Genomic DNA, 18104 nt, shown 5'->3' with positions numbered 1-18104 from the left:
TATATCCCCCTCTTATTTCCCTTGAAATAGTGGCTTTCTTTTTTCTTTAAACGCAGATATTCCTTCTTGATGATCTCTTGTTTCTACCATAAGAACTTGCGTTAGCCTTTCTTGTTCAAGAACTTGTTCTAATGTTAAATGAAAGGAATCGTTGACAATTTTTTTCATTTTCCCATACGCTTTGGTTGGTCCTTGTGATAAGCGACTTGCAAAGGATGTGACCTCATCTTTCAGCTGATTTAACGGTACTACACGGTTTAAAAAACCAGCTTTGTAAGCCGTATCGGCATCCATAGGCTCTCCTAAAAATAATAGTTCCTTCGCTCTATGGGGACCAACGACCTTTGTAAGAAAGTAAAGGCCTCCTCCGTCTGAAATCAATCCAACTTGAGAAAAGCTTAATACGAACCGACTTTCTTCTGACGCAATGATAAAGTCAGAAGCGAGAGCTAAATTAAAAGCCGCTCCTGCTGCAAATCCATGAACTGCTGAAATAATTGGCTTCTCTAGATTTTGCATCGCTAAAATACATTCATTTAAACGACCGATATGTTCATAAACATCAGATCCGGATGCTTGGCCCATCGTTTTTACATCGCCTCCGGCAGAAAACGAGCGCCCTGCTCCATTTAATATAACCACTTTAATAGACTCATCGCTTTGCGCCTGTTTTATTTCAGCTGTTAACTTTTCAATCATTTCCTCACTGAATGCATTTAAACGATCCGGCCGATTTAACGTTAAAGATAAAATAGTCCCGTGCTTTTCTACTACTAAATCACTCATAATCCAGATTCCCTCCTCTTTACTTTGCATTAAACGATAAGCCACCCACCGTCTACTAATAAATCACTTCCTGTCATATAAGATGCCTCTTTAGACGCTGCAAAAGCAATAACGTTTGCAATTTCATCTGGTTTACCTACACGTTTTAAAGCCGTATTTTTTTCGATTGCCTTAGTGAAGCGCTCATTTTCAAGTCCAGGCTGCGTTAAAGGTGTTTCTACGAATCCAGGAGACACAGAGTTTACTCTGACTCCACGGGGAGCTAACTCAAACGCCATTGCTTTTGTAAAGTTAATTAAAGCAGCTTTAGCAGCGCTGTAGTGAGGGATTTGTGCCCCGGCTTTATGTCCTGAAAGAGAAGCGATGTTAACAATAGATCGATTTCCTCCTATTTCTTCAGTTAAAAAAGGAATCAAATGTTTTGTGACAAGAAATACGCTTGTTAAATTGACGTCCTGCACGTGTTTCCACTGTTCAAGCGTTGTTTCTTTGATTGTTGAATTAACTGATCCGCCTGCGTTATTAATTAATAAATGAATTTGTCCGTACTTTTCTTTTATAAACTCAGCCAGCTCTTTGACGTCTTCTTCTTTCGTTACATCAGCGGGGAAAATATCCGTGCACTTTCGTTCACACCGTGTGTCAATAGCCGATGCAGCCTGTACTAGCTTTTCTTTCGTTCGCCCGACAAGAATGACGTGAGCTCCTTCTTTCGCCATTCTCTGAGCGGTCGCTTCTCCAATGCCGCTTCCAGCTCCTGTAATAACAGCTATTTGCCCTTCAAAACGCATAATATCCCTCCTTATACAACATATCGCCCGCTGTCGATAAATTCACGGGCAATGCCTCGATTGCGCGTGAACTCTCCTTCACTTTGCAAATCATTCATCCATTTTCCAAGAATTGTGCGGTACTGTCGGTGTTTTTCACCCGTTAACATCCCGTTTATTAATTGTCGAGCCTGCTTTTCAATTTCAAAGAGCGTTTCACTAACAACCGTTGCTGACAGCTTGCTTTTTAACTTTTCTTTTTCTTCTCCATTTTTGTTCACAGCTTTTTCCGCGCGCAGCACAGATGACTCCATAGCGAATAGTCCAATAGCAATTTCTGCGAGCTTCATCAGCATTTCTTGTTCTTGTGCTAGATTGGCGTTAAACGTTTGGAATGCTGTTCCTAACAAAGCAAGAAATAAATGTCTTGTGGTAATAACCGCCTGCTTTTCTCTTGCTAGAAGTTCATTTGAAGATATTTCCCACTGACCGCTCATCAATTCACTAACAGCATGTTCTACTTGTTTGCTCAGCTCTATTTCTCCTTTGTCTGCTTTTTTTAGAAGCTGAGTTGGAAGCAAAAGGCGATTGATTTCATTTGTGCCTTCAAAAATACGATTGATGCGTGAGTCACGATATACTTGTTCTATTTTATATTCTTGAATAAACCCCGCACCGCCATGAAGCTGCAGCGATTCATCGGCAATTAAATCAAGAGTTTCCGATCCGTACACTTTACAAACTGAACATTCCATTGCAAATTCAGCCAGCTGTTTAGCTACTAACTTATGATTTTCACTTTCATATAAGCCACCAAGCGCCTCTTCTAGTAAACCGGATGTACGGTACTGAATAGATTCAGATGCAAAAATACGAGCCGCCATTTTTGCTATTTTTTCTTTTGAAGCATTAAATTCCGCAATAGCTGTTTTAAACTGCTTGCGTTCTTTTGTATAAGCTAAAGCAAGTTCAAACGCATATTTCGCTGCGCCCATACATGCAGAACCTAAGTTAAAACGTCCGAGGTTTAAGACGTTCAACGCAATCAAGTGACCCTTTCCTACTTGTCCAAGTACGTTTTCTACGGGTACTAAACAATTTTCATAAATAACTGGACGAGTAGACGACCCTTTGATTCCCATTTTCTTTTCTTCTGGCCCGAGAGACAGTCCTTCAAAACCTTTTTCTACAATAAAAGCGGTAAAATGTTCACCGTCTACTTTTGCATACGTGATGAACGTATCTGAAAAGGCAGCATTGGTAATGTACTGCTTCGTTCCATTTAATACATAATGCGTTTTTTCAGGATTTAATACGGCTTTTGTTTGGGCTGCAAGAGCATCAGAACCTGCTTCTGGCTCTGTCAAACAGTAGGCCCCAATATATTCGCCGCTTGCCAATTTAGGCAAGTATTTTTCTTTTTGCTCCTTGGTGCCAAAATACGTAATAGGAAGTGTCGCAATGCATGTATGATTAGAATGAGCGACTCCATATCCGCTTGTCCGGCCAATGATTTCACCGACGAGTCCTTTGCTTACTTTATCAAGACCTAGTCCTCCATATGCTTCTGGAATACTGTGAGCAAGAAGTCCAAGCTCGCCTGCTTTATGCATCAATTCTACTACTTTATTAAAATCCTGCTGCTCAATGTCATTATGGTAAGGGTCTACTTCTTTTTCAATAAACCGCTTTGCTGTCTGAGCAATCATACGGTGCTCATCCGTTAAGTCTTCGGGTGTATAAACGTGATGCGTAGATGTTTTTTTTAGTAAAAATGAGCCGCCTTTTGCTTTTGTTTTCATTTCAGACATATCGTTTCCCCCCCGTTTACTAGCTTTTTTTTCACTACCTTAGGAGCTACGGAATAGACGTTTTTCCGGCTTACAAAGCCAATTTCGTTTAGAAAGCCATACTGAGTGAGCATTTCTCCTATAGCTGAGCGCTTCAATATTTCAACAGGTGAATGCTCATAAGCCTCATACAAAAGCAGTGCGGCTTTTGCAGCATCCGTCAAATGAAATGTTTTTAGTTGCAGCAGACAGCTTATAAAATACCCCGCTCCATACAAATCTTCTAGACAGAAGCGATCGGCTGAACCTGAACAAACCAATAAAACAGTTTCCTCTTGACCTTGCTGACAAACAGCACTGGCAACCGCTTCTCCGTTTAAAAGCGAAGCTGTATATACATGGTTTGCTTTTTCAGCGTTATGAATGGCTACGGTTCCGTTAGTCGTGGACAAAATAACCGTTTTATTTTGAACATGCTCCTTTAACGTGCTGGGATTCGGATCAAAAAAACCTTCAATCGTTTTCCCTCTATATTCGCCTACAAGCGCAATATCATCAGGCTTGTACGTTTTTGCTTTTTCACGCGCTTCTTCTTCGTTTTTTACTGGAATAACTTCTATTGCTCCTTGCTGTAAAGCAGCCGCAATTGTTGACGTAGCCAATAAGACGTCAAATATAACAACCGTTTTTCCTTCTAGCTTTTTGGAAAGAAGCTCTTCTTTTTTGAGTATTACGTGAATTTTCCCTTTCATATATGTCCTCGTTCTGTGTGCAGAGCATGAATAATTAGTGTTTTTACATAATCTCCAAATTGTGAAAACCGTTTATCATTTGTTTGGCCTTTTTTATAACGGTAATAAATTTGCTGACAAATGACAGCAAGCTTGAAGTACGCAAATTTTAGGTAAAAGTCAATGTGTGAAACATCCCGTCCGCTTTTTTTAGCGTATGCTTCTACAAAATCTCGACGGGAATAAAAGCTTTTTTGCACAGTAACAGGTGGATTTCCGAGTCCTCTTTTCAAAAGTTCAGGATCGCTGTCTTCCATCCAGTAGCTCAGCGCCACTCCCAAATCAGCAAGCGGGTCTCCAACGGTTGTCATTTCCCAGTCAAATAATCCTACAATTTTATTTCCATCCGGTGAAAATAACGTATTGTTAAGCTTGTAATCATAGTGAATAATGGTCGAATGCTGTGTAGTGGGGATGTGTGTGGTCAACCATTTTTTTAGGACTTCTACTTCCGGTATGTCACTTGTTTTTGATTTTTCATAACGATGAATCCAGCCGTATACCTGACGTTCTAAAAATCCTTCGGGCTTGCTGATTTTTTCAAGAAGCGTGCCTTTATAAGGAACATCATGAAGTTGAGCAAGGACATCCACCATTTGTTCTGAAATACAACGGCAAAGTTCGTCAGTTCCTTTCACGTCTTCTGGAAACGCTGTGTCGATGAGAACACCGTGCTTTCTCTCCATTAAAAAAAAGGATTTCCCGACCACCGTCTCATCTTCACAAAACACATACGGTCTAGGAGCGAGAGGGAAAGACTTCGATAAAACAGATAAAATCTTGTATTCTCTTTGCATGTCATGCGCTTTTGGCGCAACTGGCCCAAAGGGGGGGCGTCTCAACACCGCCTCCCACTCTCCGACTGAAAGAGCATAGGTTAAATTGGACGCACCTGATCCAAATTGCTTGATTAAAAGAGGCTCTTTAGGTAAATCAGGAATCGAAACACGGAGAAACTGATGCAGTTTTTCCGTGTTTAATTCCTCTCCTTTTCGTACAGGAATGATTTGTGACATTCTTTTACCACCTGCTTTTTTATAGTTAAACAGCTACTTTATAATTCATCAAAAACTGCTTAATGTCCGCTGGAATAGACACGCTTTTTTGTGCATCAAAATCAAAGTACACGATGACAGCTTCTCCTTTAGCAATCAGCGATCCCGTCTTGCTGTCGGTAATTTCATGACCAATTGTAAAGCTTTTATTGCCGACATTAGATACAAAGGTTTTAATCATTAGCACTTGATTAAAATAACCTTGCGCAACAAAATCACATTTAGTAGACGCTAAAATATACTCCCACTTTTTTGTATGCATGGATGCTCCCATTTCTTCAAAAAAAGCAATACGGGCCTCTTCTAAATAAATGAAATAGCTCGTATTGTTAATGTGACCGAGTGCGTCTGTTTCGCAAAAGCGCACTTTGACCTGTGTTTCATACATGATCTTCTCCTCCTTTACTTATGTGAAAAAACAGCGGGACGCTTTTCAATAAATGCTGATACTCCTTCTTTAATATCTTCTGTTTGAAAGACTTCTTCAAACAGCTCTGCCTCAAGTTCAAGACCTTCAGATAATGTACGATTCATTCCTTCGTTTACCGCTGTCTTAATTCGAGAAAGTGACGGAAGAGAGTGACGGTTAAATTTCTTAGCCAGCTCTTTTGCTTTTTCGAGCCCTTTTCCTTTAGGCGTTATATGATTGGCAAAGCCTGCATGAAGCGCTTCTTCTGCAGAAACAGGACTGCCGGCAAACATCCACTCTTTAGCTTTAGAAACGCCGATTACGCGCGGAAGACGCTGAGTTCCGCCGCCTCCAGGAAACAATCCGAGCTTCACTTCCGGAAGACCGATTTGAGCATGTTCTTCGGCAATGCGTATATCAGCGGTTAGTGAAAGTTCGCATCCTCCTCCAAACGTTAAACCGTTTAACACGACAATTGTTGGTTTTTGAATGTTTTCAAGTTTTTGCAAAACACGATGAGTTTTCATAAACTCTTCTTTAATGCCGCTTTGCCCCATTAACTGAGGAAACTCTTTAATATCAGCTCCAGCCATAAACGCCCGGTCGCCCGCTCCTGTTAAAATGATTGTAATGACATCAGGATCTTTACTAAGCTCTTCATACGTTTCTTCAAGCTGCTGCACAACAGTCTGGCTCATTACATTTAAAGGCGGGTTATCAATGGTTACAATTGCCGTTTTCTCCTCTTTTTCAACACGTACAAATTTTTTCATCATTACTTCACTCCTTGTGTGTGGTATGTGTAAAAACCTTTTCCTGTTTTACGTCCAAGCTCGCCTTTTTGAACTTTTTCTTCAATGCACGCAGCTGGCTTGTCCTCTGGATCTCCCGTTTCGCTATAGCGCTGCTGCATCACAAAATATCCGACGTCAATTCCCGAGAGATCCATCAATTCAAAAGGACCGATCGGGTGATTGAGCGCTTTTTTGCAAATCGTATCAATGTCTTCAAAATCTGCGTATCCATTTTCATAAAGGAAAACGGCTTCTTTTTGCAACGCTCCTAAAATTCGATTAGCAATAAAACCTGAGATTTCTTTTTTCAGAAGGACTGCTGTGCGATTAATTTGCTTGCAAACGTTCATTGTCGTCTGAGCTGTTTTTTTACTTGTCTTTTCACTCATCACAACTTCTACGCAGTCCATTACAAGGGGAGGGAAAAAGAAATGCATGTTAACGATTTGCTCTGGACGGTTTGTTGCACTTGCAATAAGCGAGTTAACAATTGTTGAACTATTCGATGCTAAAATGGCGTGACTTGGTGCGTACTCATCTATTTCTTTAAAGACACTTTGTTTTACATCTAACTTTTCTACCACAGCTTCAATTACAAAATCCGCACTTGAAACCGCTTCCTTTAATGTGTTTGTAAAAGACAATCTTCGAAATGCGGCTTCTTTAGCCTCAAAAGAGATTTTTCCTTTCTGAACCCACTTGCCTATAATTGCTTCCAGCTTGTCTTTTGCATTAATGAGTGATTGTTCATTCATATCTTGAATAATTGTTTCATATCCTCCGAGTGCACAAAGCATACCGATTTGATGTCCCATTTGTCCTGCTCCAATAACAGCAATACGGTGTATATCTTTACTATTCATGTTATAGCCTCCTTTTAATATAAAAGGAGAGAAAGAGCTTATACTTTCCCGCCTTTTACGAGCACTGTCTAGCCTAGCAGCTACTATGACTCAATACCTTTCATCAGCATCTTATAAAAAATAGCCGCAACTTCTCGATCTGATTTTTCTCCATCCGGCTGAAACCAAAAATAGCTCCAATTTGTCATTCCTAATATGCCTAGCGTCACGATATCTGAAGGCAAATCTGAACGGAACTGCCCTGCTTCTATTCCCTTTTCAATGATCTCTTGTACATTTTCTTTAAAACGATCGCGCTTTGGGATGATTTGTTCTAAGTGTTCTTCACTCAAATGACGCATCTCTCGAAAAAACACTTTAGCTCGAAGACCTTCTTTCTCAATATCATGAACAAGTTTAAAAATAATACTGTGCAGCTTTTCTGGATAAGATGTTGTCTTATCTGCAAGAATCGCCTCTTGGTTTTCTATTAATCTTTCAATATATTGAAGGTGAATATCCATTAAAAGCTCTTGTTTGCTTTTAAAATAATAATAAAACGTTCCTTTTGTGACGTTTAATTCATTTACAATATCTTGAATCGACGTTTCTTTGAAACCTTTTTGAGCAAAAAGCTGAATGCTTCGTTCCATCATCAAATCTTTCATCGTCAAACCCTCTCTGTCTTTTCTCATTTTCACAAATTATACCATGGCTTAGAGGGAGCTTTTGAAAAAGTTTGTTTATGTTCAGCTTATTTACATCGTTTCTTTCACCACTTCTTCTCGTAGTGCCCGTCGTAAAATTTTCCCTACATTAGTCTTAGGAAGCTCAGCGCGAAACTCAAAGATTCGCGGAATTTTATAAGCTGCAAGGTGCTGTCGACAATAAGAAGTAAGCTCTTCTTTGGAAAGAGATTTCCCTTCTTTCACTACCAAAATCGCTTTAATGGTTTCTCCTCTGTAAGGATGCGGCACACCAATTACAACGGCTTCTTTAATGTGGCTGTGTTCGTATAAAACTTCTTCAATATCTCGAGGGTACACATTAAAACCACTCGCAATAATCATATCTTTTTTGCGATCAACAATGGATAAATACCCGTCTTCATCTATCTGTCCAATATCTCCCGTGTACAGCCAGCCGTTTCTAAGCGCGTGAGCCGTCTCTTCAGGTTGATTCCAATAGCCCTTCATAACTTGAGGCCCTTTAATTACTATTTCTCCAAGCTCTCCTCTTGGCAGTTCTTTTGTTCCGGTAGCCACGTCTACAATTTTATAAGCAGTTTGTGGAACGCCAAGTCCGACAGTACCCGGCTTTCTCTCACAAAACGGCAGGTTGCAATGCGTCACGGGGGACGCTTCTGATAAGCCGTACCCTTCTAACACTTTAGCACCCGTTTTTCGTTCGAACTCTTTCATCAGCTCAACAGGCATCGGTGCACTGCCGCTGTTGCAGATGCGAATACTTTCAATGTTGTATTCTTCTGCCTGAGGATGATTGGTAATCGCGACATACATAGTTGGCACACCAGGAAAAATACTAGGCTGCTCTTTTTTTATTGTATTTAATACTTCTTTCAAATCAAAACGCGGCAATAGCAATATTTCATTTCCGCAAAGAATCGATAAATGCATACAGGAAGTCATACCAAATACATGAAATAATGGAATAACGGTTAAGCATTTTTCTTTTCCTAATTCAATATCATGCTTAAATATTTCGTATGATTGAACTGCGTTTGTGTAAATGTTTGTATGTGTAAGCATCGCACCTTTAGATGGTCCGGTCGTTCCTCCCGTATACTGAAGAACAGCAATATCGTGTGCTGGGTGGATGACCGGCTGATTAAATTCATGTTTTATGGTTAAAAAATCTAGGAAGGAAAGGTCTGTTGATGCAGGAACAAAAGGTTTTTGCAAGCTTACAGTTATCGCTTCTTCTATATCAACGCGGTTTCTTATCTCTTGAAGTCTCGTATAAAAATCATCGAGCAGAATTATTTTTTTTGCCCCGGAATCGTTTAAAATATGCTCTAGCTCTTGTTCGACAAGCATAGGATTGACCTGAGTAACAATGCCGCCCGCTGCTGCAATGCCGAAATAGCTTATTATATATTGCGGACAGTTTGGCAGCATAATTGCTACACGATCTCCTTTTTTAATCCCTTTTTTCTGTAGTGCTCCTGCAAATACGCGAACTGAATGATACAGCTCCTGGTACGTTAGCGTATGCTGATACATGCGTGTTGCCGTATGAGCAGGATAACGTTCGGCTGTTTCTTTCAGCATATCAAATAGTGAAATGTCTTCGATGTGAATGTCGTGAGTATAGGCTTCTGGATAAGGTGTAAACCATTTTTTAACGTCTTCCATCAAGTTACTCCTTTCTTATTCACATAGCATGAACTCCACCGTCTACTGTCAGAATATCTCCCGTAATATAATTGGACGCCGCAGAAGCAAGAAAAACAGATGCTCCTTTTAAATCAGCTTCGGAGCCAAAGCGTTTTAAAGGGGTTTGACTTAGAAAATAATCTTTGCCTTGTTCCATAATCGCACCTGACATTTTAGTAGGGAAAAATCCCGGCGCAATCGCATTAACTTGAATATTATGCTGTCCCCATTTGACAGCTAAATCTTTCGTAAACGTAATGACCGCTCCTTTACTCGTGTTGTACCCGATTGTATCCATGTACTGAGGATCTGTTCCTCCAAGACCGGCAATTGAAGCAATGTTAATAATCTTGCCAGCTTTTTGTTTAATCATTTGTTTTCCAGCTTCTTGGGACATTAAAAACGTTCCTGTAACATTAATATTCATCACTTTTTGCCATGCTTCAAGAGGCATTTCTTCAACCGGAGCACCCCACGTAGCTCCGCTGTTATTAATTAAAATATCAATACGTCCAAATGTTTCAATCGTTTGATGCACGACATTTTTAATATCTTCAGGCTGACTGATGTCGCATGCTAAAGCGAGGGTTTTTACGCCCATGGTGGCCAATCGATCGGCCACTTGCTGACATGCTTCTTTCTTTCTCGAACATAGAACAATATTTGCCCCTGCTTCTGCAAGCCCTTCTGCCATTTGTTCTCCTAATCCTCTGCCTCCTCCGGTAATAATAGCTGTTTTCCCAGTTAAATCAAACAAATCCTTTATGTGCATAGGTTGCCTCCTTTTCTTGATAGAATTTTAACTCAAGTCTTGCAAGCTGTGCTTTGTGCACTTCGTCTGGACCATCAGCGAGGCGAAGAGTTCGAGCATTTGCCCAAAGTGCCGCAAGCGGCGTGTCTTCTGAAACACCTGCTGCTCCAAATGCTTGAATAGCGCGATCAATGACTTTTAAAGCCATAGCAGGAGCCATTACTTTAATCATAGCAATTTCTTTCCGCGCTTTTTTATTTCCAACTGTGTCCATCATATAAGCAGCTTTTAATGTTAATAAGCGAGCTTGCTCAATTTCAATACGCGATTCTGCCACCCATTCTTGAATAACCCCTTGCTGAGAAAGCAACTTATTAAACGTAGAGCGGTTTTGAATACGCTTACATAGTTCTTCAAGCGCTCTTTCCGCTGCTCCTATTAAACGCATGCAGTGATGAATACGTCCAGGCCCCAATCTGCCTTGAGCAATAGCAAACCCTTTTCCTTCGCCTAAAAGCATATTAGACGCTGGCACACGCACATTGTCATAATGAATTTCAGCATGTCCATGAGGAGCGTGATCGTATCCAAAGACTGGCAGCATTCGTTCAATTTTAACTCCTGGCGTATTTAAAGGAACTAGAATCATAGATTGCTGTTCATATTTAGATGCGGTAAAATCGCTTTTTCCCATGACAATAGCAATTTTGCAGCGAGGATCTCCCGCACCTGAAGACCACCATTTTCTTCCGTTGATCACATATTCATCGCCTTCTCTTACAATACTGCACTGAATGTTTGTGGCATCAGAAGAACCTACATCCGGTTCTGTCATAGAAAAGCAGGAGCGAATGTCTCCATTTAACAGCGGCTTTAGCCATTTTTCTTTTTGTTCGGACGTTCCGTATCGAACCAGTACTTCCATATTGCCGGTGTCAGGAGCTCCGCAGTTAAAAGCTTCTGGTCCAATAATAGAACGGCCCATAATTTCGCAAAGAGGGGCATATTCGACATTTGTTAGACCCGCTCCGTATTCGCTTTCTGGCAAAAATAAGTTCCATAATCCAGCTTGCTTTGCTTTTTCTTTTAACTCTTCCATGATCGGAGGAACAGCTGACCATCTAGATGGCTGTTCATTCAGCTGTTGTTCGTATAGCCGTTCATTTGGGTAAATATGCTCTTCCATAAAAGAGGTCAATTCTTCTTGCAGCTTCACTACTTTGTCAGAGTAAGAAAAATACACGGTAGCCCCTCGCTTTCATTTACTTACTAACCGGTTGGTATGTTACATATTCATCATAAATGAAGGGAAATAATTCAGCAAGATATTTTTTAAAAAATTCTAAATATTATATTATTTAAAAATAAAAAAAGAGAGGTTTTAACCTCTCTTTTTACGCGGATGTCATTTCCTCAAATACGGCTGATACCTTTTCAAATTCATCGTCATCTTCAATTGAGGACCATTCACCATCATCTTCAATTTTCAAAAAGAAAACATCAATTTCTTCTTCTGTTTCAATTAAAACTTCTTCAACAAATGCAACAGCAATATAATCGTGCCCTTCAATCGTCATTTTTCCAAGCACTTCAATATCTTGCTCTTGATCATTTTCATCTAAAATGGTAAAAATCTCTCCCGTTTCAATGCGTTCCATCTTATTCCCTCCTATTTTAACCTCATTATTCGTTCACTAACATGTATTCCCCTTTAGAAAAGGTTTCATGCTTATAAAAGTAGAATCTACTTTTTAAAAGGCAAAAGAATGTCTACGGTAGTTCCTTTTCCAAGTTCACTTACAAAGTTAATTTCTCCTCTATGTTCTCGAATGATCTTATAACACACCATCAGTCCAAGCCCCGTTCCTTTCTCTTTGGTACTATAAAAAGGTTTTCCTAAATGCTGCATTCTTTCCTGTGTGATGCCTGGCCCCTCGTCGCTAAACCGGACAACAAGGTTCTCCTGATTAAACCTTTTTAGTTGAATCGTTACGGTTCCTCCACTTGGCATAGATTCGACTGCATTTTTAAATATATTGCTAAACACCTGTTTCAACTGATTTTCTTCGCATAATACGAGAGGAAGATGAAAATCAATTTCTTTTTTTACGTGAATTTTCTCTGTAATCCCCTGCACCTCAGCTAGCTTTAACGTATTCTCTAAAATATCTTGGACATGTTTGTCTTTGTAGGTTTTCGCCTGCGGCTTTGCAAGACTCAAGAACTCATCGGTAATCAATTCAATTCTATCTAACTCATGATTTATCATTTCTACATAGTAAGGCTGACCGCTCGTTTCTTTTAATAACTGCATAAATCCTTTTACCGCCGTCAGAGGGTTTCGAATTTCGTGAGCAATACCAGCCGCTAACTGTCCGACTAAGGAAAGCTGAGCGGATTCACGCAGCAATTTTTCAGTTTTTTTACGCTCTGTGATATCACGAAACAAAACTTGAATGGCCTGCTTTTCCATATAGGGAATAGGAAAGGCAATGGTTTCGGCATCAATCGTATGACCGTCTTTATGAATAAACTTTTCTTCCTGCAAATCTACAGATTTATTTTCTGTTTTCATTCGATAAATTCGCTGTTTTACAACATCATAGTAATCAGGGTGAACAAACTGATAAACACAAGCTCCTAATACGTCCTGAGGATTCTTGCATCCTAGCGCTTTGGCTCCTGCAGGGTTGATGTAATCAATTTTCCCTTCACTATGCACGATAATCGCTTCTGGGGATAACTCAATCAAACTTCGGTAGCGTTCTTCGCTTTCTTTTAAAGCCGTTTCAGCCTGCTTGCGTGATGTTATATCTCGATAGACAAAAGCAATGCATAGCGGCCAATCATTCATGTTTTCAACGCGGAATAGTGTGACGCTTACATTAATTAAATGACCGTCTTTATGCTGTCTGACCGTCTCGAATTCCGTTTTCGATTCACCTGATTGAATAGTCTTATGAAGTTCGCACACTGGCTCTTTTAAAAACGAAGGTATAATCGGAAGAGGCTTTTGATGAATTTCTTCAAACGTCCAGCCAAATGTATTCTCAAACGCAGGGTTCACTTGAAGCGTTTTACCCTCTAAGTCAACGACAGCAACAGCATCTGCGTTATGATAAATAAAAGGCTGAATCTGTTCTTTTTTCTCCTGATAACTAATTATATTCACGCAATGTCCCATAATTTCAGACTTTTCTGTGTAAGATAAAGGGGTTAAGTTTACTACATAGCGTTTATCATTTATTTGAAGCTCGTACATAAGCTTTTTCTTTTTGTTTAGTGCTTCGAAAAAATGCTCATACGAGACCCATTCTTCTAGGGGTATTTTTTGCTCAGAAACGCTTTCTCCTTGATACATGCTGTAAACAAGATGGTCGCCTTTTTGTTTGTAAGCAAATATGATTCCTAGATCCTCAGCTGAATGATTTTCTGCATGTAATCGGACTATTTTTTTATTTTCGTTCATCGTTTATATTTACCTACCCCTCACTAGCATCTTTCCTACTCGTTCTCATTCTCTTAATTTTACATGAGGTGTTTAAAATTTACTAGATAAAGAAGCGAATATTTTCCATTCATTCACATAAAAAAGCGCCTTTATAGGCGCTTTTTTATGTGAATAGGAATTACTTTGAATGATGCATTTTATGACAGTGACGCTTTGGCACAAAACCATTTTGCTCCATATGCTGATAGCGATTTTCCATATGTGAAGAAATGTTTTGACTCTCGGTTTTGCTTAGCACGCCGTACTCCACATATTTTGAAAGTATTTCTTTCTTTTTTGCTAGCATTTCTTTGTACAGCACGGACAGTTCCTGCTTTTGCTGAGACGTCAGCTGTACGTCTTTTGTTTTTGGCTGAGGATTGTTTTCCGCTAATACAGGTGTCGCGCTCATAAATAAAAAAGCTGCTGCTGCACTTATCATAATCTTTCGCAAACAATCTACTTCCTTTCATCATATAGTAGTTATAGTTTGCGAACTTCTATTTGTTTTCATTCATTCTGTTTGCTTAAGACTCGATAGCTCCTCTTACATCATAGTCGCTAAGATCAATTTCCATTTCCATTTCAAGTGCTAATTTAGCAAGCTCTGAACCAAGATAAGGGCCCGACGTTAAGCCTGAAGCCCCAAGACCATTTGCTACTAGTATTCCTTCATAAGCCGGAAGAGCTCCAATGACTGGCAAGAAGCCTGGAGTAAATGGTCGAAATCCTACCCTTGTTTCTAAGACTGTGCTTTCTGTTAAGCCGGGAGCAATGGATAAGGCCTTTGAAAAAATTTCATGAAGCCCCCCAGCCGTTACTCTCAAGTCATAACCCGTGTCGTTTTCATGTGTTGCTCCAATGACAATTTGACCTTGTTCAAATGAAAGAATATATTGGTCGCTTGGAGGCATCACAACGGGCCAGTCTTTGGTATCTAAATCTGGAAGATGCAAGTGGACAATTTGCGCTTTTTGAAAGCTTGCTAAAAATTTTACTCCAAGAGGCTCTAGTAATTGATTTGCCCACGCTCCTGCCGTTACGATTGTTGTACTTGCTAGAAGGGTTTGTCCATTTACGGAAACGCCCGTTACTTGATTATTTTCATAAAGTAGTTCTGCGTTTCCTTCTATTATTTTTGCACCGTTTTTCTTCGCTGCATTCACAAGTGCGTTTCGAAGAGCTCTTCCGTTAACGCGAGCGGCTCCGCTAATATGAACTGAACTGTATTCTTCCGAAAGAACCGGAAACAAAGCCTGTGTTTCTTTAGCGGATAAACGTGTAATCTCGCCTATTTCAGGAGCTTCTTCCCGACGCATGTATGCTCTTTCTTCCATTTTTTTAAGCTTTTGCTCATCAGTATGTAAGCTAATTGCTCCAACTCGCTTATATCCCGTATCCGTTTCTCCATCTTCTTCTAATTGCTGAATTAATGTTTGATAGTACTTAGCGCCGCCTTTTGCTAAGCGGTACCATGCTTTATTTCGACGCTGCGAAAGCCATGGACAAACAATTCCTGCTGCTGCATCAGTAGCTTGACCAGCATCTTTGCGATCTATCAATGTCACATCTGCTTCTGCTTTTGCTAAATGATATGCTGTAGAAGCTCCAAGTATCCCAGCTCCAACTACGATGTATGTTTTCATACCAAAACACCCTTTTCTTTCTTCTAGTATTCTCATGCTATATGTACGCAACTTTAGCATAGCAAAAAAAGAAGTCACATACTAGGTGAAGCTATTTTGAGCTTATTTTTACGTCCTTCGGCCTTTAACATATAGCTCCTTTCATCTCGTGAACAAAAGTGTTAAAAGTTCCTTTACGGAGATTATAGCAGGGTGAAGAAAACCATAAATAGTGGTAGTACGTCTTTAACGCTGTTTCTTACGGCTTTTCTATTATAGTTTCTGAATAAAAGCGGAGAGAATAAAACTTCTATAATATGTAAATAAAAAGAAATAACCATTATTTTAAGGAGAGCGCATGCAATCTTCATTTGTATTATTTTTCATCATCCTTGGTTTACTATTTGGCAAGTGGCGAAGGTATCAAGAATACTATCCTACTTTGCTGTTTTGGGTCACGGGGAATTTGCTTTATGAAGTGCTGCTGTTTCATCACCGCGTATGGGTATTTCACCCTGTTGGTATTGATCACCTTTTTCTACCCGATCACCTAATGGTTTCCCTTGGAATAACCTTAATTATTTATCCGTTTGTTATACCGGTTTTTTTAGGAAGGCTGCCGCTGCATGTAAGCGGTAGCCTGTGGTGGATTCTTTTGTGGGCGCTTTTATTTACTGTGATTGAGTTCATTGCTTATGTTAATCACAGTATCACTCATCATTATGGATGGTCGCTGCTGTGTTCTTTTCTCTTCAATATTGTCACGTTCTCACTTTTAATCATTCATCAGAAGACAGCACTGGCTGCTTGGATTCTATCTGGAAGCTTCATAGCTTTCTTATTTATTTTTTTTGATATTCCTATGCCTTAACTTTTCATTGACTAGACGGAGAAAAAGGAAATATAATAGGAATTACATTTAAATATAATTTTCCTCTCTGAGAATAGAGGTGCATGAAATCAAGAGTCACTTATTGGAGACTAATGGAGTCTGTGAAGATAAGTAAAAGGGATTTCGTGCCGAAGTATATAAACATCCATTGTGTTCATATACTGGTTCAGTATTGAATAAATGCTGAGCTGTCACAAACCATTTGGTTTGTGGAGAGCTATTGAAGAGATGTTGATGCCTAGAATGTAATAATACTTTATTATTATGAAACCAAGACGCGTGAACATCACTTCACGGGTCTTTTTTGTGTTTTTCTACTGACCATCAAAGTTCAAAGTTATAGTTAAATGATTTAAATGGAGGGATACGAATTATGTACTTACATGGAACGAGTAAAATTAACAGCAACAATCATTTAGAAATTGGGCAGTGCGATACGGTCGAACTGAAAAAACAATACGGCACTCCTCTATACATCTACGATCAAGAATTAATTGAAACGAAATGCAAGGCCTTCCATTCAGCCTTTCGAAGAAGCGGATTTTCATATCAAATCGCCTATGCAGGGAAAGCATTTCTTTGTATGGAAATGGCTAGCCTTTTAACGAAGCTTGATATGTCACTAGATGTGGTCTCAGGAGGCGAATTATTTACAGCGCTTGAAGCTGGATATCCAGCTGAACGCATTCATTTTCACGGAAATAATAAAACGATTGAAGAAGTGGAAATGGCTCTTGATGCAAATATTGGCTGTTTTGTTGTTGATAACTTTACCGAACTTGAAGTTTTGCATGCCTTAGCAGCTGAGCGCAAACAGAAAGCATCTATTCTTCTGCGTGTTACTCCAGGGATTGAAGCCCATACACATGAATATATTATGACCGGACAGGAAGATTCCAAGTTTGGATTTGGTCTTTCCAATGACCAAGCCATGAAAGCGGTAAGTTCTGCGTTAGAAAAGCCTTACTACGATCTTTTAGGCATTCATTGTCATATTGGTTCGCAAATTTTTGAAGTAGATGGTTTTTCTCGCGCCATTGATATTTTAACTGATTTCTTATTCAGCATTCGTGATAAAATGGAATTTGAAGTAAAAGTTTTAAACGTAGGTGGTGGTTTTGGTATTCGTTATACCGAAAGCGACTCTCCTCTTCCAGTTGAGTATTATGTAGATGCACTGACAGAAAAGCTAAGCCGCACGTTAACTGAACAGAATTATACCCTTCCAGAAGTCTGGATTGAGCCTGGAAGAAGCATCGTAGGAGAAGCAGGTACAACGCTTTATACAATTGGATCAACGAAGGAGATTCCAGGTGTACGAAAATACGTAGGAGTTGACGGCGGTATGACCGATAATATCCGTCCTGCTCTTTACGATGCAAAACATGAAGCTGTCTTGGCTAATAGAGTGACGGATAAAAAAGATGAAACAGTATCAATTGCGGGTAAATGCTGTGAATCAGGAGATATGCTTATTTGGGATATTGATTTACCGCGCGTTAATCAAGGAGATTTATTAGCAGTGTCCTCTACAGGTGCCTACAACTATTCAATGGCTAGCAATTACAACCGTATTCCGCGCCCTGCTGTTGTATTTGTAAAAAATGGAGAAGCTCGTCTTGCTGTAGAGCGAGAAACATACGAAGATTTGGTGCGTAAAGATGTAAAGCCAGTCGTTACTACGTATGCAATGAGCAAATAATAGCTGTTCTT

General features: G+C 39.7%; 18 protein-coding genes and 1 riboswitch. Of the genes, 2 read left to right on the top strand and 16 right to left on the bottom strand.

What is annotated here, in order from left to right; genetic code table 11:
- Nucleotides 1-12 precede the first annotated feature (12 nt).
- The 16 genes from BG04_RS23380 to BG04_RS23305 form a co-directional block, all read right to left on the bottom strand.
- Nucleotides 13-786 (bottom strand): enoyl-CoA hydratase/isomerase family protein, encoded by a 774-nt coding sequence (locus tag BG04_RS23380; protein ID WP_251531029.1) that lies wholly within the window; start codon nucleotides 784-786, stop codon nucleotides 13-15.
- Nucleotides 787-815: 29 nt separating this feature from the next.
- The gene (locus tag BG04_RS23375) at nucleotides 816-1577 is read right to left on the bottom strand and encodes an SDR family NAD(P)-dependent oxidoreductase (protein WP_034652064.1); all 762 of its coding nucleotides are present in this window, start codon (nucleotides 1575-1577) and stop codon (nucleotides 816-818) included.
- Between the two features lie 11 nt (nucleotides 1578-1588).
- A complete protein-coding gene (locus BG04_RS23370) occupies nucleotides 1589-3367 on the bottom strand; it encodes an acyl-CoA dehydrogenase family protein (protein WP_034652068.1) in 1779 nt (592 codons plus the stop codon).
- Entirely contained in the window at nucleotides 3355-4098 is a 744-nt protein-coding gene (locus BG04_RS23365; RefSeq protein WP_034652070.1) for a 2-phosphosulfolactate phosphatase, read from the bottom strand. Before BG04_RS23365 ends, BG04_RS23370 begins: the two co-directional genes overlap by 13 nt.
- Entirely contained in the window at nucleotides 4095-5153 is a 1059-nt protein-coding gene (locus BG04_RS23360; RefSeq protein ID WP_034652072.1) for a phosphotransferase family protein, read from the bottom strand. Before BG04_RS23360 ends, BG04_RS23365 begins: the two co-directional genes overlap by 4 nt.
- Nucleotides 5154-5178: 25 nt before the next feature.
- Nucleotides 5179-5580: an acyl-CoA thioesterase gene (locus BG04_RS23355; RefSeq protein WP_013083164.1), complete on the bottom strand. Its 402-nt coding sequence runs from the start codon at nucleotides 5578-5580 to the stop codon at nucleotides 5179-5181.
- 14 nt (nucleotides 5581-5594) lie between these two features.
- Nucleotides 5595-6377, bottom strand: coding sequence for an enoyl-CoA hydratase (locus BG04_RS23350; RefSeq protein WP_034652074.1), 783 nt, complete (start codon nucleotides 6375-6377; stop codon nucleotides 5595-5597).
- On the bottom strand, nucleotides 6377-7258 hold the full coding sequence (locus tag BG04_RS23345) for a 3-hydroxyacyl-CoA dehydrogenase family protein (protein WP_034652077.1): 882 nt from the start codon (nucleotides 7256-7258) through the stop codon (nucleotides 6377-6379). Before BG04_RS23345 ends, BG04_RS23350 begins: the two co-directional genes overlap by 1 nt.
- A gap of 83 nt (nucleotides 7259-7341) precedes the next feature.
- Nucleotides 7342-7905, bottom strand: coding sequence for a TetR/AcrR family transcriptional regulator (locus tag BG04_RS23340; RefSeq protein ID WP_034652079.1), 564 nt, complete (start codon nucleotides 7903-7905; stop codon nucleotides 7342-7344).
- A 90-nt stretch (nucleotides 7906-7995) separates the two neighbouring features.
- Nucleotides 7996-9612, bottom strand: a complete 1617-nt coding sequence (locus BG04_RS23335) for a long-chain-fatty-acid--CoA ligase (RefSeq protein WP_034652082.1) — start codon at nucleotides 9610-9612, stop codon at nucleotides 7996-7998.
- Nucleotides 9613-9631: 19 nt separating this feature from the next.
- Complete coding sequence (locus BG04_RS23330; protein WP_016764113.1) at nucleotides 9632-10405, bottom strand: SDR family oxidoreductase; 774 nt, start codon at nucleotides 10403-10405, stop codon at nucleotides 9632-9634.
- Complete coding sequence (locus BG04_RS23325; protein WP_034652084.1) at nucleotides 10383-11627, bottom strand: acyl-CoA dehydrogenase; 1245 nt, start codon at nucleotides 11625-11627, stop codon at nucleotides 10383-10385. Before BG04_RS23325 ends, BG04_RS23330 begins: the two co-directional genes overlap by 23 nt.
- Nucleotides 11628-11778: 151 nt before the next feature.
- Nucleotides 11779-12042 (bottom strand): DUF1292 domain-containing protein, encoded by a 264-nt coding sequence (locus BG04_RS23320; RefSeq protein WP_013057050.1) that lies wholly within the window; start codon nucleotides 12040-12042, stop codon nucleotides 11779-11781.
- Nucleotides 12043-12128: 86 nt separating this feature from the next.
- Complete coding sequence (locus tag BG04_RS23315) at nucleotides 12129-13853, bottom strand: PAS domain-containing sensor histidine kinase (RefSeq protein WP_034652086.1); 1725 nt, start codon at nucleotides 13851-13853, stop codon at nucleotides 12129-12131.
- A 160-nt stretch (nucleotides 13854-14013) separates the two neighbouring features.
- The gene (locus BG04_RS23310) at nucleotides 14014-14328 is read right to left on the bottom strand and encodes a YckD family protein (protein ID WP_016764109.1); all 315 of its coding nucleotides are present in this window, start codon (nucleotides 14326-14328) and stop codon (nucleotides 14014-14016) included.
- 73 nt (nucleotides 14329-14401) lie between these two features.
- Nucleotides 14402-15520, bottom strand: coding sequence for an NAD(P)/FAD-dependent oxidoreductase (locus BG04_RS23305; RefSeq protein WP_034652089.1), 1119 nt, complete (start codon nucleotides 15518-15520; stop codon nucleotides 14402-14404).
- A gap of 337 nt (nucleotides 15521-15857) precedes the next feature.
- Between BG04_RS23305 and BG04_RS23300 the strand changes: the two genes are divergently transcribed.
- The gene (locus BG04_RS23300; RefSeq protein ID WP_034652092.1) at nucleotides 15858-16370 is read left to right on the top strand and encodes a CBO0543 family protein; all 513 of its coding nucleotides are present in this window, start codon (nucleotides 15858-15860) and stop codon (nucleotides 16368-16370) included.
- Between the two features lie 66 nt (nucleotides 16371-16436).
- A riboswitch (Lysine riboswitch) is annotated at nucleotides 16437-16619 on the top strand.
- Nucleotides 16620-16764: 145 nt separating this feature from the next.
- Nucleotides 16765-18093, top strand: a complete 1329-nt coding sequence (gene lysA, locus BG04_RS23295; protein WP_034652094.1) for a diaminopimelate decarboxylase — start codon at nucleotides 16765-16767, stop codon at nucleotides 18091-18093.
- Nucleotides 18094-18104 lie beyond the last annotated feature (11 nt).

This window comes from Priestia megaterium NBRC 15308 = ATCC 14581 (assembly GCF_000832985.1).
GTDB classification, from domain to species: domain Bacteria; phylum Bacillota; class Bacilli; order Bacillales; family Bacillaceae_H; genus Priestia; species Priestia megaterium.
Note: the sequence above shows the minus strand (reverse complement) of the source record. Positions and strands in the feature narration are given on the sequence as shown.